This is a genomic window from Actinokineospora auranticolor, assembly GCF_041897805.1.
Lineage (GTDB): Bacteria > Actinomycetota > Actinomycetes > Mycobacteriales > Pseudonocardiaceae > Actinokineospora > Actinokineospora auranticolor.
Genome location: NZ_CP154825.1, coordinates 5,683,339 through 5,699,014 on the forward strand (window position 1 = coordinate 5,683,339; position 15,676 = coordinate 5,699,014).

A 15,676-nucleotide genomic window follows, 5' to 3' on the forward strand; every position below is an offset into this window, starting at 1 on the left:
GTCGGGTCAGTCGGGTGGGTTGAGGGTGACCGTGCCCTTGGCGCCGTCCACTCGAACGGTGTCTCCTGTGGACAGTCTCGTTGTCGCGTCGCCGCAACCGACTATGGCAGGGATGCCCAGTTCTCTGGCCACGATGGCGGCGTGGGACAGCGGGGCGCCGATGTCGGTGACCACGGCGGCGGCTCTGGGGAAGATCGGGGTCCAGCCGATGTTGGTGGCGGGGGCCACGAGGATTTCGCCGGGGCGTAGGGACTGTGCCTCTTCCACCGTTGTGGCCACGCGGGCTGTTCCGGTGATGATGCCCGGCAGGCCGGGGAGGCCAGTGATCTCCGTTGCGGACCGGTGGGGTGGCGGGTTCTTGGTGTGGATGTCGGTTCTGCGGTCGGGGGTGGACGCCCAGGTGACCGGGTCGAACTCGCCTCTGATCATGGGCGGGTAGGGCGGAAGGGCGCGGTAGGTGCGTAGGGCTTGGCGGCGGGGCGGGAGGGCGGCGAGTGGGGTTTCGTCGCCTGCCAGTAAGAGGAGGGTTTCGGGGAAGGTGAGCAAGAAGATATCTTCGCCGAGGGTGGTCAGGGTGGCGGCGCGGAGGTAGAAGGCTCGGAAGACGGTGAAGGTGCGGACCATCTCGGAGCGGGCGCGTTCCCTGGCGCGGGCCGTCTCGGCGGCGCGGTCGGCGGCGCGGCGGAGTCGGGGGGCGCGGCGGGGGTGGGTGGTTTCCAGGTGACGCCACGCGTCCGCTCGCGCTTCGGACTGGCGGGCCAGGAGGTCCAGGGGGTCGGGGTGGAGAGCGGCCAGCTCGCGGGTGGGCCAGGTCGGGTCCTCGTAGGGCGCGGGGCGGAGACCTCGAACTCGTCGGCGCAGCGGTGGCCCCAGTGGCGGACGTAGGTCTCCTGGTCCAGGTCGCCGTCGCGGAGGTGGGCCAGACCGACCAAGGGGCCGAGGCTCGCGAGTTGTTCGGTGTCGTGGAGGCCCGTGGTCAGGAGTACGGCGTCGTCCCCGGCCAGTGCGCGCAGCCGCACCGTCACGCGTTGACCCGCCCCGCCGGTGCGGGCGCCCGCGTCGAGGGTGGCGCAGTCTCGGCGGAGCAGTGCGTCTATGTCGGACCGCCAGAGGGCGAGCAGTTCGCCTTTGGTGGTGCACTTGGTGATTCGGTCGCGTAGTGACGCGCAGCGGGCGGGGGTGCGGGCCAGTAGCTCGGGGAGGCGTTTGCGGTATTCGCGGACCTGCTTGAGCATCGGCACGGCTGTGGCGACGGCGGCGCGCAGGACCTGGCGACGGGACATGGGGAGACCGGGGATCTCGACGCCGCGCGGGACGCGACCGAAGGAGCGTTCGGTCCGGCGGCGGACGAGGCCGCCCAGGCCCAGGGCGCGGCCTACCGCGACCTGGGGGCTCAGGTTCAGGTAGAAGCGGCCGCCGATGTTGCCGGTGGTGGGGTGGCCGCCGACGGTCGCCGACGACAGCTCGCGGACCAGGGACCAGGTGGCGGGGGTCATGACGCTGGGAATGGCCTCGCCGACGTTGGCGGAGGTCCACAGGTAGTCGCCGCGCAGGCTGTCGTTCCACACCTCGGCGACGGCGGTGGTGATCGGGCGGGCCTGGAGGATCGCGAAGCCGCCCGGGTGGGCCGCCCACTCGACGTCCACGGGGACGCCGAAGAGGTCCTGGATGTCGCGTCCGATGGCGGCCAAGGCCAGGACCTGGGTTTCGTCGAGTACCGGGGCGCGGCGGCGGTTTTCGGGCACGGCGACGTTCCGCGTGCCCTCGGGAGCGCACACGGTCATGACGGCCTTGTCGGCGATGTGACGGCGCGTTTCAGCGCCACCGGACACGGTGTGGGTGTCCGGTGTCACCTGGCCGCCCACCACGGCCTCGCCCAGGCCCCACGCGGCGTTGATCACCGTCTCGGTCGGGTCGCCGGTGTCGGGGTTCGCGGTGAACAGCACACCGGCGGACGTCGCGTCCACCATGCGCTGCACCACGACCGCGATGGCCAGCCCGTCGTCGGGTACGCCGTGCCGCGCCCGGTAGGCCACGGCGCGGTCCGTCCACAGCGACGCCCAGCACCGGCGCACGGCGTCGAGGACGGCGTCGGCGCCCTCGACGGCGAGGAAGGTGTCGTGCTGACCGGCGAAGGACAGCTCCGGCAGGTCTTCCGCCGTGGCCGACGAGCGGACCGCGACCGGGCCGCCGCCGAGGTCGGCGTACGCGCGAGCGACCTCCCGGATCACCGCGGGCGGTACGGCCCAGCGCATGAAGCCCGCCGGGTCGCCGTGGTGGGTGTCGAGGAAGAGGAACTCGCGGTAGGCGGCCGTGGTGACGTGGAAGCCGTCGGGGACGGGCAGCCCGCCCCGCGCCAGCCGGGCCAGCGCGGCGCCCTTCCCGCCGACGGCGGCCGGGTCGGCCGCGGGGTCGTCGAGGGGCAGGACCACCGCGTCGCTCATGCGGGACATCGTCGCAGGCAAGGCAACCCCCGCCCGGGACACCACTCGAGCCACCCGATCCCCGCGGACGCGGTGCCGTGAGCGGGAATCAGGTCCCGGCCGCGGCGGACACGGGTGGTACCTCTCCCGGCCACCTCCACGGCACCCATGGCACCGCCGATCACCGGCGACCCCGCGCGCACCCGCCGCCGACGCCGGCACAGCGGCCAACCTCGGACGGGATAACAGGACGCGGGCGTCACGGCCCGGAAACGCTCCCAGTGGGTCGAGTCAGGGAACCCAGGTGCGTGGATCCGCGCGCCATCGCGGGGCCGTGGTTCGGTCCCGTTGTGTGTGCCGGTGCCTGGTCGAGGTCGTCGAGCCGGTGGGGCTCGGCGTGCAGGAACGCCTCAGGTCTTGGTCAGGATAGCGGTTCCGGCCAAGGGAAGTCGGGGACTCGAAGGGGCCTGTGGACAACTTCCGCGGGGGACTACTCGCCCAGGTCGGCGGAGAGCCAGTGTTCCGGGTGGAGGTGGATGGTGATCGCTTCGCCGTGGTTCTCGGTGGCGAACTCGATGTACTCCTCCAGGCGCTCTGGGGCGATGTAGCGGGTGGCCATCTCGCGCAGGGTTTCCGGGGTGCCGGGTTCCGTGCGGACGACCGGGCCCTCCACCGACACGTACCGGACCGTCGGCGTGAGGCGTTCCACCATCAGGGAGAACCGGCCCGCCGCCGCGATGAGACGGGCCTTGCGCGAATCGACGCCGGTGTGGATCCACAGGTCGCCGCCGGGCTCGTACTGGTACCAGATGGGCACGACGAGCGGTGCTCTGCCATCCTCCGCGGCGACCGCCAAGGCGCCGATGTGGGGCTGCGCCAGGAACTCCTCACGTTCTTCCACGCTCAATGCCATGATCCCAACATACGACAGAACACCGACCGGCCGGTCCGCGCCGCAAACCACGGGTCTTGTCCCCTGTTCCGGTGACGGTCCACCCGCTCGACCTCTCCGGACGCCGCTGTCACCCCGTTCGGTATAAGGAGACGTGATCTTCGACGCGGACGAGCCCGCAGCGGGCCCCCTGGCCGACCTCGACGGCTACCTGGCGATGCCGCAGGTGGCCGGGCTCTGGCTGGCCCCGGACGGGCGCGCGCTGGTGGTCGGCGCGGCGACCCCGGACCACACCGGCACCCGGCACGCCAAGGCGCTGTGGGAGATCGACCCCGACGGCGTCCGGCAGGCGCGGCGGCTGACCAGGGGCGCGGAGGGCGAGACCGGCGCGGGGTTCACACCGACGGGTGACTTGCTGTTCACCTCGACCCGTCCGGAGCCCGGCGCGGACGACGGGCAGGCGCTGTGGGTGCTCCCCCGGTCGGGTGGCGAGCCGTGGGTGGTGGCGCGGCCGCCGGGCGGGGTGCGCGGGGTCGCGGTGGGCGCGGACGGGACTGTCGTGTTCGGTTCCGGCATGCTGCCGTCCGCCACCGACCTCGGCGCCGACCAGGCGCTGCGCGCGCGGCGCGAGGACGCGGGCGTGTCGGCGATCCTGCACGACGAGTTCCCCATCCGGCACTGGGACCGCCACCTCGGCCCGGACCGCCCCCGGCTGTTCGTCCTCGACCCCGGCGGCCCCCGCGACCTCACCGGCCACGTCGGCCGCGCGCTCGGCGAGGACAGCGCCTGGGACGTCACCCCCGACGGTTCCACGGTGGTCACCACCTGGGCGGTCACCGAGCCGTGCGGGTCCCAGCGCTACACGCTCGTCGCCGTCGACAGCGCGACCGGCGCGCGCCGGGTCGTCGCCGACGACCCCGGGCACGAGTACGACGCGCCCCGTGTCTCCCCCGACGGCACCCGGGTCGCCGTCGTCGTGCACCGCCGCAAGGACCCGCACGACCCGGGCGACCGATGGCTCGGCGTCGTGGACCTGGCGGGCGGCGCGGTCACCCCGCTGACCGCCGACTGGGACCGCTGGCCGCACGCGCCCCAGTGGACCCCCGACGGCACCGCCCTGGTCTGCGCCGCCGACCACTTCGGCCGCTCCCCCCTGTGGCGCGTGGACGCGACCACCGGCGAGGTCACCCGCCTGACCGACGACGACGGCGCCTACACCGACCCCCGGGTCTCCCCCGACGGCCGCTGGGTCTACGCGCTGCGCTCCGCCATAGACAGCCCACCCGCACCGGTCCGCGTGGACCTGGCCGACGGCACCACCACGCCCCTGCCCGGCCCGGCCGAGGCCCTGGGCGCGACGGCGGCGGTGCGCGGCACGCTCACCGAGGTCACCGCGACCGCCGCGGACGGCACCCCGCTGCGCGCCTGGCTGACGCTGCCGCCGGACGCCTCCCCCGACTCCCCCGCGCCGCTGCTGCTGTGGGTGCACGGCGGCCCGGTGCTCTCCCGCAACAACTGGTCGTGGCGCTGGAACCCGTGGATCCCGGTGGCCCGCGGCTACGCGGTGCTGATGCCGGACCCGGCGCTGTCCACCGGCTACGGCATCGACTTCATCCGCCGCGGCTGGGGCGCGTGGGGCACCAGCCCGTACACGGACCTGATGGCGATCACCGACGCCGCGCTGGCCCGCCCGGACCTCGACCCGGCGCGCACCGCGGCGATGGGCGGCTCGTTCGGCGGCTACATGGTCAACTGGATCGCCGGGCACACCGACCGGTTCCGGGCGATCGTCAGCCACGCGTCGGTGTGGGACCTGGACCAGTCGACCGACACCGCCGACATCGCGCACGACTTCCGCCGCGAGATGACCCCGGCGATGGCGGAGGCGAACTCGCCGCACCACTTCGCCGCCGCGGTCCGCACCCCGGTGCTGGTGATCCACGGCGACCGCGACTACCGGGTGCCGATCAACGAGGCGCTGCGGCTGTGGTGGGACCTGTGCTCGCACGCGGGCGAGTCGCACCCGCACCGGTTCCTGTACTTCCCGGACGAGAACCACTTCGTGCAGGCGCCCGGCAACGTCAAGCTGTGGTACGCCACGGTGCTGGCGTTCCTGGCCCAGCACGTCCTCGGTGAGGAGTGGCACCGCCCCGACCTGCTGGGATGACCCGCCGGGACGGTGCCGGGCCGACTTCGCGAGCGCCCGGTCGCAAGCCGCGGCCGGGCCGGGTGATGGGAACGAATGTCACTGTCCCCCGAAGAACCGTCATTACGCGCGCGCGTTGAACGGGTGTAATCGGCCTACCGACACGCACAAGGAGAACGCCCATGCGGCCGTACACGAGGGCTCTGGGTGCCGTCGCGCTGCTCTTCGCGACGATCCCGCTCTCGACCGGGTCCTACCAGCTCGTGGGTGCGCAGCAGGTGGAGCTCCAGGCACGGGCCAGCGTCAGACCGGCGGCGCCGCCGACCCCGCAGCCGGTGGTCGCGGTCCCCTGCCACCACGAGGTGGGGTAGTTCGCGCTTCCCAGGGGTGAGGGAGCGGGGACGCGCGCGCCGCCGCCGGTGGGGGCGGACCACCGACCGGCGGCAGGCGCGTCCCCGTTATCACTCCACTGTGGATGGTTACGCCCCGTGCGCGCGCAGCGCCGCCGAGAACCACTCGAAGGCCGGGACGCGCGGCGGGAACGGCTCACGGCCGTTGAGGACCCCCAGCAGCGCCCAGTACCGCTCGACCCGCCGGTCGGCGAACCGGTCCAGCCGGTCGGCGGCGGCCACGCGGTCCGCGGCGGGCAGGTCGGCCGGGATGATCCGGTGCAGGACCTCCCGACCCTCCGCCGACTCCGGCGCGACCCCCGCGTCGAGCGCGGGCACGGCGTGCTCGACCACCTTCGCCGGGTCCGGGTCGCCCGCCACCGGCGCGCCCTCGGCACCCGCGACGGCCATCTCGCGCACGCGGGCCTGGAAGTCCGGGTCGGCGACCAGTTCGGCCAGCTCGACCCAGGCGTCCACCTGGTCGGCGGTCGGCTCCTCGGGCAGGTCGGCGGGCAGGCCCCGCATCGCCTGAGCGATGCCCGCACCCGGGGCCGCCGAGTCGACCCCCTCGAAGGTCCGGTCGACGAACTCGTCGATGACGCGCTGCCGCTCCTGGGCGGACAACCGGGCCATCTTGTGCATCAGTCTCATCTCCTCTGTCGAGCTTCCCCGCTGCGCGACCGACCGCAGGACCGCTCGGCGCAGCCGCAGGGTCCGGATCTCGGTGTCGATGGCGCGCACGTGCGCCTCGGCGACGTCGGCGAGGGTGACCTGGTGGCGCAGCACGCGCTGCACGGTGTCCAGGTCGAGGCCGAGGTCGCGGAGGGTGCGCACCAGGTCCAGCCGGGCCACCGCCTCGACGTCGTAGAGGCGGTAACCACCCGTCGACCGGTCGGTGGGCGGGATGACCCCGCTGTCGGACCAGAAGCGGATGGTCCGCACCGGGAGCCCGGTGCGGGCGGCCAGTTGGCCGATGGTGAACAGGTCGGTCACACGGATCAGCGTGGAGGTTCCAGTGGGTGGAGACTCAAGCGGGGTTATCTTTCCGTGACCTGAGGTCGCCCGCGGGCGCGACGCGCTTGAGCAGCGCCACGAGCTGGTCGCGCTCGGTGTGCGACAGCGGGGCGAGGATCTCGGACTCGGTCTCGCGCACGCGCACGTCGAGCCGCTGGAGCGCCAGGGCGCCCTCGTCGGTGAGGGTGACGACGTTGCGCAGGCGGTTGACCGGGTGCGGCTTGCGGTCCGCCTGCCCGGCCGCCTTGAGGCCGTCGAGCAGGGCGACGAGGTCGCAGCCCTCGAGCCCGGGCAGCCTGCCCAGCTCGTCCTGGTACGCCGACCCGGTCTCGGCGAGCGCGGCGAGCACCACGTAGTGCCGCTTGTGCATGCCGTGCTCGGCGAAGCGGTCCCGCAGGGCCCGTTGGGCGTGCTCGGCGAGCCGGTCCACCAGCCACACGGCTTCGTCGAGGCGGTTGCGGGCTCCCTGGGGCTGCGGCATGGCGAATACGGTACTTGCCCGGTCCGGGTTCGCGGAGTACGCGGTCACCGTGGTCGCGTGGGTCGCGCGGGTGCCCGCGGACCTGGACGCGGCGGCGACCGCGCTGCCGCGGGCGGCGTCGCGCGGATCGTTCAGGGCACCGGGCGCCGGGCGGGCTCGCGCCGACCGCGCGGGATCCCGGGCGCCCGCACGGTGATCGGGACGACGGAACCCGCGGGTGCGACGCGCGCGGCAGGACCGAAAAGGATGGTTCTCCACATCCCACCGAGTTGTCCACAGGTCTTCCGCCACACCGTTTTCCCGCACCGGCCGGTGATAGCGTTGAAATCCGGGGACCCCCTGGCCAGGCGGGGGATCTCTGTGGCATGCGCGGAATCGGGTCGACACGATCGGGAGCCACGCGCGGGAGTGGCCCAGTCAAGCGGGAGTAGCGCAGCCGAGCGGGAATGGCCCAGCCGAGCAGGAGTAGCCCAGCCGAGCGGGAATGGCTCGGCTGGTGCGGGCAATTCGGCCGTGTGCGGGCAAGTGGGGTCAGGTGAGCACGTGCGATGTGGTTGTGGGGCGGGGAATCGCCCCACAACCACGTCCGCGCGTCAGGCGCCCACGTAGTCGGCGAGGTGTTGGCCGGTGAGGGTTCCCCGCTTGGCGACCAGCGCCGACGGGGTGCCCTCGAACACCACCTTCCCGCCGTCGTGGCCCGCGCCGGGGCCGAGGTCGATGATCCAGTCCGCGTGCGCCATGACGGCCTGGTGGTGCTCGATGACGATCACGGACTTGCCCGCGTCCACCAGGCGGTCCAGCAGGGCCAGCAGGTTCTCCACGTCGGCCAGGTGCAGGCCGGTCGTCGGCTCGTCGAGGACGTAGACGCCGCCCTTGTCGGCCATGTGGGTCGCCAGCTTCAGGCGCTGCCGCTCGCCGCCGGACAGGGTGGTCAGGGGCTGGCCGATGGTCAGGTAGCCCAGACCGACGTCCACGAGCCGGGTCAGGATGGCGTGCGCGGCGGGGATCTTGGACTCGCCGTCGGCGAAGAAGGCCTCGGCCTCGGTGACCGACATCCCCAGCACCTCGCTGATGTCGCGGCCGCCCAGGTGGTAGTCCAGCACGGACGCGTCGAAGCGCTTGCCCTCGCAGACGTCGCAGGTGGTCGCGACGCCCGCCATCATGGCCAGGTCGGTGTAGATGACGCCCGCGCCGTTGCAGTTCGGGCAGGCGCCCTCGGAGTTGGCGCTGAACAACGCGGGCTTCACGCCGTTGACCTTGGCGAACGCCTTGCGGATCGGCTCCAGCAGGCCGGTGTAGGTGGCCGGGTTGCTGCGCCGCGACCCGCGGATCGGGGCCTGGTCGACGGCCACCACCCCGTCCCGCTTGGCCACCGACCCGTGGATCAGCGAGCTCTTCCCCGAGCCCGCGACACCGGTCACCACGACGAGCACCCCGAGCGGGATGTCGACGTTGACGTCGCGCAGGTTGTGCGTGTTCGCGCCGCGGACCTCCAGCGCGCCGGTGGACGAGCGCACCGACTCCTTCAGCGACGCCCGGTCGTCCAGGTGGCGCCCGGTCAGCGTCCCGCTGGCCCGCAGCCCCTCGACGGTCCCCTCGAACATCACCTGACCGCCCTCGGAACCCGCGCGCGGCCCCAGGTCGACGACGTGGTCGGCGATGGCGATGGCCTCCGGCTTGTGCTCCACCACCAGGACCGTGTTGCCCTTGTCGCGCAAGCGCAGCAGCAGGTCGTTCATCCGCTGGATGTCGTGCGGGTGCAGGCCGATCGTGGGCTCGTCGAACACGTACGTCACGTCGGTCAGCGACGAGCCGAGGTGCCGGATCATCTTGGTGCGCTGCGCCTCGCCGCCGGACAGGGTGCCGGTGGGCCGGTTGAGGCTCAGGTAGCCCAGTCCGATCTCGACGAACGAGTCGAGGGTGTGCTTGAGCGCGGCCAGCAGCGGCGCCACGGTCGGCTCCTTGAGCCCCGCCACCCACTCCGCCAGGTCGCTGATCTGCATGGCGCACGCGTCGGCGATGCTGATCCGCTTGATCTTCGACGAGCGGGCCAGCTCGTTGAGCCGGGTGCCGTCGCAGTCCGGGCAGGTGGTGAAGGTGACCGCGCGCTCGACGAACGCGCGGATGTGCGGCTGCATCGACTCCTTGTCCTTGGACAGCATCGACTTCTGGATCTTCGGGATCAGCCCCTCGTAGGTGAGGTTGACGCCCTCGACCTTGATCTTCGTCGGCTCCTTGTAGAGGAAGTCCTGCATCTCCTTCTTCGTGAACTTGCGGATCGGCTTGTTCGGGTCGATGAAGCCGGACTCCGTGTAGATCTTGACGGTCCAGAAGCTGTCGGACTTCCAGCCGGGGATGGTGAACGCGCCCTCGGCGATCGACTTCGAGTCGTCGTAGAGCTCGGTGAGGTCGATGTCGTTGACCTGGCCGCGGCCCTCGCAGCGCGCGCACATGCCGCCGGTGATGCTGAAGCTGCGCCGCTCCTTCACCTTCTGGCCCGCGCGCTCGATGGTGACCGCGCCCGCGCCGCTGATCGAGGCCACGTTGAAGGAGAACGCCTGCGGGGAGCCGATGTGCGGCTTGCCGAGGCGGGAGAACAGGATGCGCAGCATGGCGCTGGCGTCGGTGGCGGTGCCGACGGTGGAGCGCGGGTCGGAGCCGATGCGCTGCTGGTCGACGATGATCGCGGTGGTCAGGCCGTCGAGCACGTCCACCTCGGGCCGGGCCAGCGTCGGCATGAAACCCTGCACGAAGGCGCTGTAGGTCTCGTTGATCAGCCGCTGCGACTCGGCGGCGATGGTGCTGAACACCAACGAGCTCTTGCCCGAGCCGGACACCCCGGTGAACACCGTCAGCCTGCGCTTGGGCAGCTCGACGCTGATGTCCTTGAGGTTGTTCTCCCGCGCGCCGTGCACGCGGATGAGGTCGTGGCTGTCGGCGGCGTGCGGCGCGGCGGGCCGCTTGGCCTTGGTCATCGTCTCTCCATCGTTGTCCGACTGCGCCGCCGTCCGGGCGACAGTCCACTGTCTACCTGATGACGGCGCCCACCGGGCGGGGTCCGCGCCCGCCCGGTGGGCAGGCGCCTACTTGACCTCGTTGAAGCGGACCTGGTTGCCGGACGGGTCGCGGAACGCGGCGTCGCGAACACCGTACGGCTGGTCCGTCGGGTCCTGCAGCACCTCGTACCCGGCTGCCTTGATCTTCTCGAACACGCCGTCGAGGTCGGGGGTGGCCAGGGTGACGCGGGAGTAGCTGCCCTTGGCGATCAGACCGGAGATGGTGGCGCGCTCGTCGTCGGTCAGGTTCGGGTCCATGCCCGGGGGCTCCAGCACGAGCGCGGTGCCGGGCTGGTCGGCGGGGCCGAGGGTCAGCCAGCGCAGGCCGTTGTAGCCGACGTCGTTGCGCAGCTCGAAGCCCAGGGTGTCGCGGTAGAAGGCGAGCGCGGCGTCGGCGTCGAGGTGCGGGAGGAAGCTGTACGCGATGGTGATGTCCATGCCGAAGACACTAGGAGCGCGGCGCGGGGGATCGCTTCTCCAAAGCTGACCGTCTCCACCCGATCCGGTGACATCCCGCGACGGCCCGGTGACCGCCCTGTCGTCTTCACATGTCTTCCTCCCCTTGTCCGGCAACGGGATTCGGATGACGTTGGGGAGACGTCCGGTGAGCGGACCGGTCGCGTCGGGTGATGGTCCGAGACGGGAGGGTGTGCGCATGTGGCGGAGGCTCGCGGTGGTGGTGACCGTGCCGGTGTTGGTGGTGGGCGGATCGGCGGTGGCGGTGGGGCAGCCCTCGTCGCACGGGTGCGCGGCGATCGAACTCGTCCCGCTGCCGGGCGACGCGTGGGCCGATGCGAACGACGTGAACGAGGACGGGGTCGCGGTGGGCGTGTCCGGGGTCGGCAAGGACATCGACCACGCGGTCATGTGGAGCCGCGACCGCCTCCCGGTGCGCCTGGAACCCTTGGGCGCCAACGACGAGACCACCGCGGTGGCGATCAACGACGCGGGGGTCGTCATGGGGACGGAGACGACACCGGTCGGGGAGCGCGCGGTGCGCTGGGACCGGAAGGGCGCGCACGAGCTCGTCCCCCTGCCCGGTGACGTGCGCAGCCTCCCCACCGCCATCAACGGTCGAGGTGACGTGGTGGGACGCTCCGTCAGCAGCGCGGGGTACAACGCGCGGGTGGTGCTGTGGGGGCGCTCGGGCGCGCCGGTGGAGTTGTCGGTGCCGCCGAATCACCTGGGCGACGTCGCGGGTGTCACCGACGCGGGCGTGGCGTATGGCTTCCTGGAGGCGCTGGACGGCTCGCACCCGCTCAGCCAGGCGGCGTTCTGGCGACCCGACGGCGCGCTGCGGCTGCTGGAGGTCCCCGAGGGCTCGGTCTACTCCGAGGTGGAGGACGTGAACGAGCGCGGCGTCGCGGTCGGAAGGGTCAACGGAACCGCCTACCGGTGGGACGCCGACGGGCACGGGCAGCCCCTGGACGACCTCGCCGAGGAGAACACGGACGCGTTCGCCGTCAACTCGCGCGGTGAGTCCGTCGGGATCTCCGTCATCGCCTTCACCCGCGGCACGCGGTGGGGCCGGGCGGGCCACGTCCGCGAGCTGTTCCCGCCCGCGGACACCTGGATGCCCTGGCCGCACGACATCAACGACCGCGGTGTCGTGGTCGGCACGGCCCAGCGCGGGTGGGACACGTACCCGGTGGTCTGGGCCGCGGGCAGCGACCAGGCCACCGAACTGCTCGACCCGCACGGCGCGGCGCTCACCGGCGGTGGGGCCGCCAAGGTCACGAACTCCGGCTACGTCACCGGCGGCCGGGCGGGCGACCGCGGTGTGATCTGGCGCCTGCCGCGATCCTGATCGACTGGGCTACCGTCGGCCCGTGCGCCCCGCAGGTCGGTACGTCCCGGAATCGCCTACTCGGCTCGGCCGGTCGCCGGGGCCGGTCGGTACCGGGCTGGTGTACCTCGCCCTGCTGTTCCTGGGCTTGGCCGGGCCCGTGACCTCGCTGGTCGCGGCCGACGCCGACCTCGGCGTGGTGGAGCTGGTCGGCGCGGGCCTCACCGTCCTGTTGATGCCGCTGGCCGTGTTCTTCTGGCGCGACCTGGCCAGGAACCGGCGCGACGAGCGCCGGGTGCGGGCGGTCGGTGTGCCTGCCGCCGCGACGATCGCCGCGGTGACCTGGGCGTCGGTGGGCGACGAGACCGGGGTCGAGCTGACCCTGTCCGTCGACGGCCCGGGCCTCACCCCGTTCGCCGCCCAGCTCACCTGCCTGGCCGAGGACGACCTGCGCGAGGGCACAGTCCTCCAGGTGCTGGTCGACCCGTCCGACTACGCGTTCACGGTGGTCGGACGCTAGCGGCTTGACCCTCACGCGGCGTCATGGCGCAGAGTCGGGGGCGTGGAGGAGCACCTGACCGTGGGGCGCGTGTCCGACTTGGCGGACGTCAGCGTCCGCACGCTGCACCACTACGACGAGATCGGCCTCGTGCGGCCGTCCGCGCGCACCACCGCCGGGTACCGGGCGTACTCCGCCGCCGACGTGGAGCGGCTGAGCGAGGTGCTCGCCTACCGGCGGCTGGGCTTCGGGCTGCGCGAGATCGCCGATCTCGTCGACGACCCGACCACCGACGCGGTCGCGCACCTGCGCAGGCTGCGCGGCCTGCTGCTGGACCAGCGCGACCGCGCCGCCGCGATGGTGACCGCCATCGACGGGGAACTGGCGGCGCGGGCCAGGGGGATCAGACCGAGTCCGGAGGACCAGCTCAAGATGTTCGGCGCACAGCTGTACGACACCATCGGCTCCGCCTACCCGGCGACGCGGCGCACCGAGCCGCGCATCGCCGCGCAGGTCTGGGCGGCGCTCGGCGACGCGCGGACGGTGCTCAACGTCGGGGCGGGCACCGGCTCGTACGAACCGCCCGACCGCGACGTCACCGCCGTGGAGCCGTCGGCGGTCATGCGGGCGCAGCGCCCACCGGGCTCGGCGCCGTGCGTGGCCGCCGCGGCGGAGCGGCTGCCGTTCGAGGACCGGTCCTTCGACGCCGCCATGGCGTTCAGCACCGTGCACCACTGGCGCGACCCGATCGCCGGGCTGCGCGAGCTGCGCCGGGTGGCCCGGCGGGTCGTGGTGTTCACGCACGACTCCAGCGACGCGGGCTGGCGGCAGCGGTTCTGGCTGTCCCGCGACTACCTGCCCGAGGTCGCCGACCTGGTGGTGGGCAGGCCCACGATCGACCGGCTGGCGCACGCGCTCGACGCCCGCATCGAGCCGGTGCTCATCCCGTGGGACTGCGCCGACGGGTTCTTCGAGGCCTACTGGCGCAGACCCGAGGCGTACCTGGACGAGCACGTGCGCCGCGCGGTATCGATCTGGACGAGGGTCGGCCCGGACGCCGAGCGGCGGGCGGTGGACCGGCTCCGCGACGACCTCGCGTCCGGCCGGTGGGACGAGTGCAACCGCGACCTGGCGGGCCTGGAGGCGGCGGAACTCGGCCTGCGGCTGCTCGTAGGGTGAGCGCCACCGCCGAGCCGAGGACCGCCGATGCCCTTCACCGCCCACTGGGACACGTACGCGCCGGACGAAGTGCCCGGGGAGGAGGAGTTCACGGCCGAGTCCCCTGGGGACGTGGACCGCTTGGTCGCCCTGCTGTCGGACCCGCACGCGTCGGCGGCGACGATCGTGCACGCGGGCCGCGCGGAGGTGGTGTCCCCGTACAGCGGCGAGACCGTGCCGGACCACCTGCTGTGGGCACTGGTCCACAGCGGATTCGGCTACCTGCACTACCACGACCCGGACCACGTCTCGTGCGTGCCGGTCGGCGACCCGACATCGGCCCACCACCACTACGACTACACGGATTTCGAAGCGGGCAGCGGACTACCGGTGGACGTGTTCACCAAGGCCCTCAAGCAATTCCTCGCCACAGCCACCCGCCCCACCGTCGTCCAGTGGCGAGAGGGCTGACCCGACTGTCGGTCTAGAGAACCCTTGTGGCGTAGGAGACGATGCCGCCGTAGCGGACCGGGGCGATGCGCACGACGGAGCCCGAGTACGGGGCCTCGACCATCTGGTCGTTGCCTATGTACAGGGCCACGTGGTGGATGCGGCCCGAGGTGGACCAGAACAGCAGGTCGCCCGGGGCCATCGCGGACAGGGGGACGCGGCGGCCCGCGTCGGCCTGGTAGCCGCTGTAGTGCGGGAGGTCGACGCCGACGCCGGCGAAGGCGTAGATCATCAAGCCGGAGCAGTCGAAGCCGATCTTGGAGAAGTCGCCGTAGCTGTCGGCTACGCCGCCGTCGCGGATGCCGCGGGTGGGGCCCCGGCCGTTGCCGCCGCCCCACGCGTACTCCACGCCCAGTTGGGAGATCGCGCGGTCGATCACGGTCCGCGCGCGCTCGGAGGCCGAACCGGACGAGGTCGGGTGCGCGCCGCCCGCGGCGGCCTTCTTGGCGTTCTCCTCGTCCTCGCGCCGTTTGTCCGCCAGCCACTTCTCGTAGCGCTGCCGTTGGTCCTGCAGCCCCCCGACCTTGGACTGCGCCTCCTCCAGCTGGCGCTCGTAGTCCGTGCGCGTGACCCGCAACTGCTCGGCGCGGCCCTGCTGCTCGCGCTGCGCCTGCCGGGCCAGTTCGGTGGCCACGTCGGCGGCGTGCTTGGCCTCCTCGGCCTCGCTCTGCCTGCGGTTGGCCACTTCCAGCGCGGCCCGCGCCCGGGAGTCGAGGTTGGCCTTGCGCAGCCGGGCCCGCTCCAACTCCTGCATGGTGTCGAGTTCGCTGCCGCTGATGGCGTTGAGCATCTGCACCCGGGCCAGCAGGTCCTCCGGGCTCTTCGCGCCGATGTAGGCGGTGATCGAGCCGACCGTGCTGCCCTGCTTGAAGCTGCCCGCGGCGAACGCGTCGAGCTGGGCGCGGGCGTCGTCGATGGCCTGGCCCGCGCCGTCGGACTCGCGGCGCGCGGCGTCGGCGTCGTCGCGGGCGCGGCGGGCGGAGTCCTCGGCGGCGCGGAGGTCGACGAGCGCCTTGTTCGCGTCCTCCAGCTTGGCCTCGACGTCGGCCTGCAGGCCCATGAGCGCGGCCTCGGCCTCGGCGAGCTGGTTGGTCAACCGGCCGACGTCACCGGCCCGGCGCTCGGCGTCGGCCTTGCCTTGATCGATCTCGGAATCGCTGGGGTTGGGCGGCGGCGGGGGCACCGCGGCGGCCACCGAGGTGCCCGCCAGCGTCGCCGCCAGGGCCACCGCGGTCGCCCACAGCCCCAGCGACAGCGTCCGTCGTGCGGGCACCGCTCCACCTCCCTGCCCCTGGGCGGCTCCCCCCGCCCGCGTCGCACCG

At 72.7% G+C, this 15,676-nt stretch carries 15 protein-coding genes; 7 read left to right on the forward strand and 8 right to left on the reverse strand.

Annotation, left to right across the window (positions count from 1 at the left end; translation table 11 throughout):
• Window positions 1-6: 6 nt before the first annotated feature.
• The 3 genes from V5P93_RS24750 to V5P93_RS24760 all read right to left on the reverse strand — a co-directional run bounded on the left by V5P93_RS24750 (window position 7) and on the right by V5P93_RS24760 (window position 3,336).
• On the reverse strand, window positions 7-624 hold the full coding sequence (locus V5P93_RS24750) for a PEP-utilizing enzyme (protein WP_219824018.1): 618 nt from the start codon (window positions 622-624) through the stop codon (window positions 7-9).
• The gene (locus V5P93_RS24755; RefSeq protein ID WP_219824019.1) at window positions 570-2,444 is read right to left on the reverse strand and encodes a PEP/pyruvate-binding domain-containing protein; all 1,875 of its coding nucleotides are present in this window, start codon (window positions 2,442-2,444) and stop codon (window positions 570-572) included. The genes V5P93_RS24750 and V5P93_RS24755 overlap by 55 nt, the downstream gene beginning before the upstream one ends.
• A gap of 469 nt (window positions 2,445-2,913) precedes the next feature.
• A complete protein-coding gene (locus V5P93_RS24760; RefSeq protein WP_104480237.1) occupies window positions 2,914-3,336 on the reverse strand; it encodes a pyridoxamine 5'-phosphate oxidase family protein in 423 nt (140 codons plus the stop codon).
• 133 nt (window positions 3,337-3,469) lie between these two features.
• Between V5P93_RS24760 and V5P93_RS24765 the strand changes: the two genes are divergently transcribed.
• Both V5P93_RS24765 and V5P93_RS24770 read left to right on the forward strand, forming a co-directional pair.
• On the forward strand, window positions 3,470-5,482 hold the full coding sequence (locus V5P93_RS24765; protein ID WP_245931372.1) for a prolyl oligopeptidase family serine peptidase: 2,013 nt from the start codon (window positions 3,470-3,472) through the stop codon (window positions 5,480-5,482).
• 161 nt (window positions 5,483-5,643) lie between these two features.
• Window positions 5,644-5,832, forward strand: coding sequence for a hypothetical protein (locus V5P93_RS24770; protein WP_104480238.1), 189 nt, complete (start codon window positions 5,644-5,646; stop codon window positions 5,830-5,832).
• Between the two features lie 108 nt (window positions 5,833-5,940).
• Here V5P93_RS24770 and V5P93_RS24775 read toward each other — a convergent pair whose 3' ends face one another.
• Window positions 5,941-6,843: a MerR family transcriptional regulator gene (locus V5P93_RS24775; protein WP_342752275.1), complete on the reverse strand. Its 903-nt coding sequence runs from the start codon at window positions 6,841-6,843 to the stop codon at window positions 5,941-5,943.
• Between the two features lie 34 nt (window positions 6,844-6,877).
• The gene (locus V5P93_RS24780) at window positions 6,878-7,345 is read right to left on the reverse strand and encodes a MarR family winged helix-turn-helix transcriptional regulator (RefSeq protein WP_104480240.1); all 468 of its coding nucleotides are present in this window, start codon (window positions 7,343-7,345) and stop codon (window positions 6,878-6,880) included.
• Between V5P93_RS24780 and V5P93_RS24785 the strand changes: the two genes are divergently transcribed.
• Window positions 7,344-7,541, forward strand: a complete 198-nt coding sequence (locus V5P93_RS24785; RefSeq protein WP_104480241.1) for a hypothetical protein — start codon at window positions 7,344-7,346, stop codon at window positions 7,539-7,541. The genes V5P93_RS24780 and V5P93_RS24785 overlap by 2 nt on opposite strands.
• Window positions 7,542-7,938: 397 nt before the next feature.
• Here the strand turns inward: V5P93_RS24785 and V5P93_RS24790 are convergent, their stop codons facing one another.
• Both V5P93_RS24790 and V5P93_RS24795 read right to left on the reverse strand, forming a co-directional pair.
• A complete protein-coding gene (locus V5P93_RS24790; protein ID WP_104480242.1) occupies window positions 7,939-10,320 on the reverse strand; it encodes an excinuclease ABC subunit UvrA in 2,382 nt (793 codons plus the stop codon).
• Between the two features lie 108 nt (window positions 10,321-10,428).
• Window positions 10,429-10,839, reverse strand: a complete 411-nt coding sequence (locus V5P93_RS24795; protein ID WP_104480243.1) for a VOC family protein — start codon at window positions 10,837-10,839, stop codon at window positions 10,429-10,431.
• Window positions 10,840-11,056: 217 nt separating this feature from the next.
• Between V5P93_RS24795 and V5P93_RS24800 the strand changes: the two genes are divergently transcribed.
• From V5P93_RS24800 to V5P93_RS24815, 4 genes are read left to right on the forward strand one after another with little or no spacing between them, the layout of a single operon-like run.
• Complete coding sequence (locus V5P93_RS24800) at window positions 11,057-12,208, forward strand: hypothetical protein (RefSeq protein ID WP_104480244.1); 1,152 nt, start codon at window positions 11,057-11,059, stop codon at window positions 12,206-12,208.
• Between the two features lie 22 nt (window positions 12,209-12,230).
• Window positions 12,231-12,707, forward strand: a complete 477-nt coding sequence (locus V5P93_RS24805; protein ID WP_146108102.1) for a hypothetical protein — start codon at window positions 12,231-12,233, stop codon at window positions 12,705-12,707.
• A 42-nt stretch (window positions 12,708-12,749) separates the two neighbouring features.
• Complete coding sequence (locus tag V5P93_RS24810; protein ID WP_104480246.1) at window positions 12,750-13,865, forward strand: MerR family transcriptional regulator; 1,116 nt, start codon at window positions 12,750-12,752, stop codon at window positions 13,863-13,865.
• A 27-nt stretch (window positions 13,866-13,892) separates the two neighbouring features.
• Window positions 13,893-14,315: an Imm1 family immunity protein gene (locus V5P93_RS24815; protein WP_104480247.1), complete on the forward strand. Its 423-nt coding sequence runs from the start codon at window positions 13,893-13,895 to the stop codon at window positions 14,313-14,315.
• Between the two features lie 13 nt (window positions 14,316-14,328).
• On the opposite strand, the gene V5P93_RS24820 is transcribed toward V5P93_RS24815, so the two are convergent.
• Entirely contained in the window at window positions 14,329-15,627 is a 1,299-nt protein-coding gene (locus V5P93_RS24820) for an NlpC/P60 family protein (protein WP_104480248.1), read from the reverse strand.
• Between the last annotated feature and the right edge of the window lie 49 nt (window positions 15,628-15,676).

Bases quoted from the DNA above. Each gene is read 5' to 3' on its own strand.
- V5P93_RS24750 (WP_219824018.1), bottom strand. From the start codon at position 624: ATGGTCCGCACCTTCACCGTCTTCCGAGCCTTCTACCTCCGCGCCGCC.
- V5P93_RS24755 (WP_219824019.1), bottom strand. From the start codon at position 2,444: ATGAGCGACGCGGTGGTCCTGCCCCTCGACGACCCCGCGGCCGACCCG.
- V5P93_RS24760 (WP_104480237.1), bottom strand. From the start codon at position 3,336: ATGGCATTGAGCGTGGAAGAACGTGAGGAGTTCCTGGCGCAGCCCCAC.
- V5P93_RS24770 (WP_104480238.1), top strand. From the start codon at position 5,644: ATGCGGCCGTACACGAGGGCTCTGGGTGCCGTCGCGCTGCTCTTCGCG.
- V5P93_RS24785 (WP_104480241.1), top strand. From the start codon at position 7,344: ATGGCGAATACGGTACTTGCCCGGTCCGGGTTCGCGGAGTACGCGGTC.
- V5P93_RS24780 (WP_104480240.1), bottom strand. From the start codon at position 7,345: ATGCCGCAGCCCCAGGGAGCCCGCAACCGCCTCGACGAAGCCGTGTGG.
- V5P93_RS24790 (WP_104480242.1), bottom strand. From the start codon at position 10,320: ATGACCAAGGCCAAGCGGCCCGCCGCGCCGCACGCCGCCGACAGCCAC.
- V5P93_RS24795 (WP_104480243.1), bottom strand. From the start codon at position 10,839: ATGGACATCACCATCGCGTACAGCTTCCTCCCGCACCTCGACGCCGAC.
- V5P93_RS24800 (WP_104480244.1), top strand. From the start codon at position 11,057: ATGTGGCGGAGGCTCGCGGTGGTGGTGACCGTGCCGGTGTTGGTGGTG.
- V5P93_RS24815 (WP_104480247.1), top strand. From the start codon at position 13,893: ATGCCCTTCACCGCCCACTGGGACACGTACGCGCCGGACGAAGTGCCC.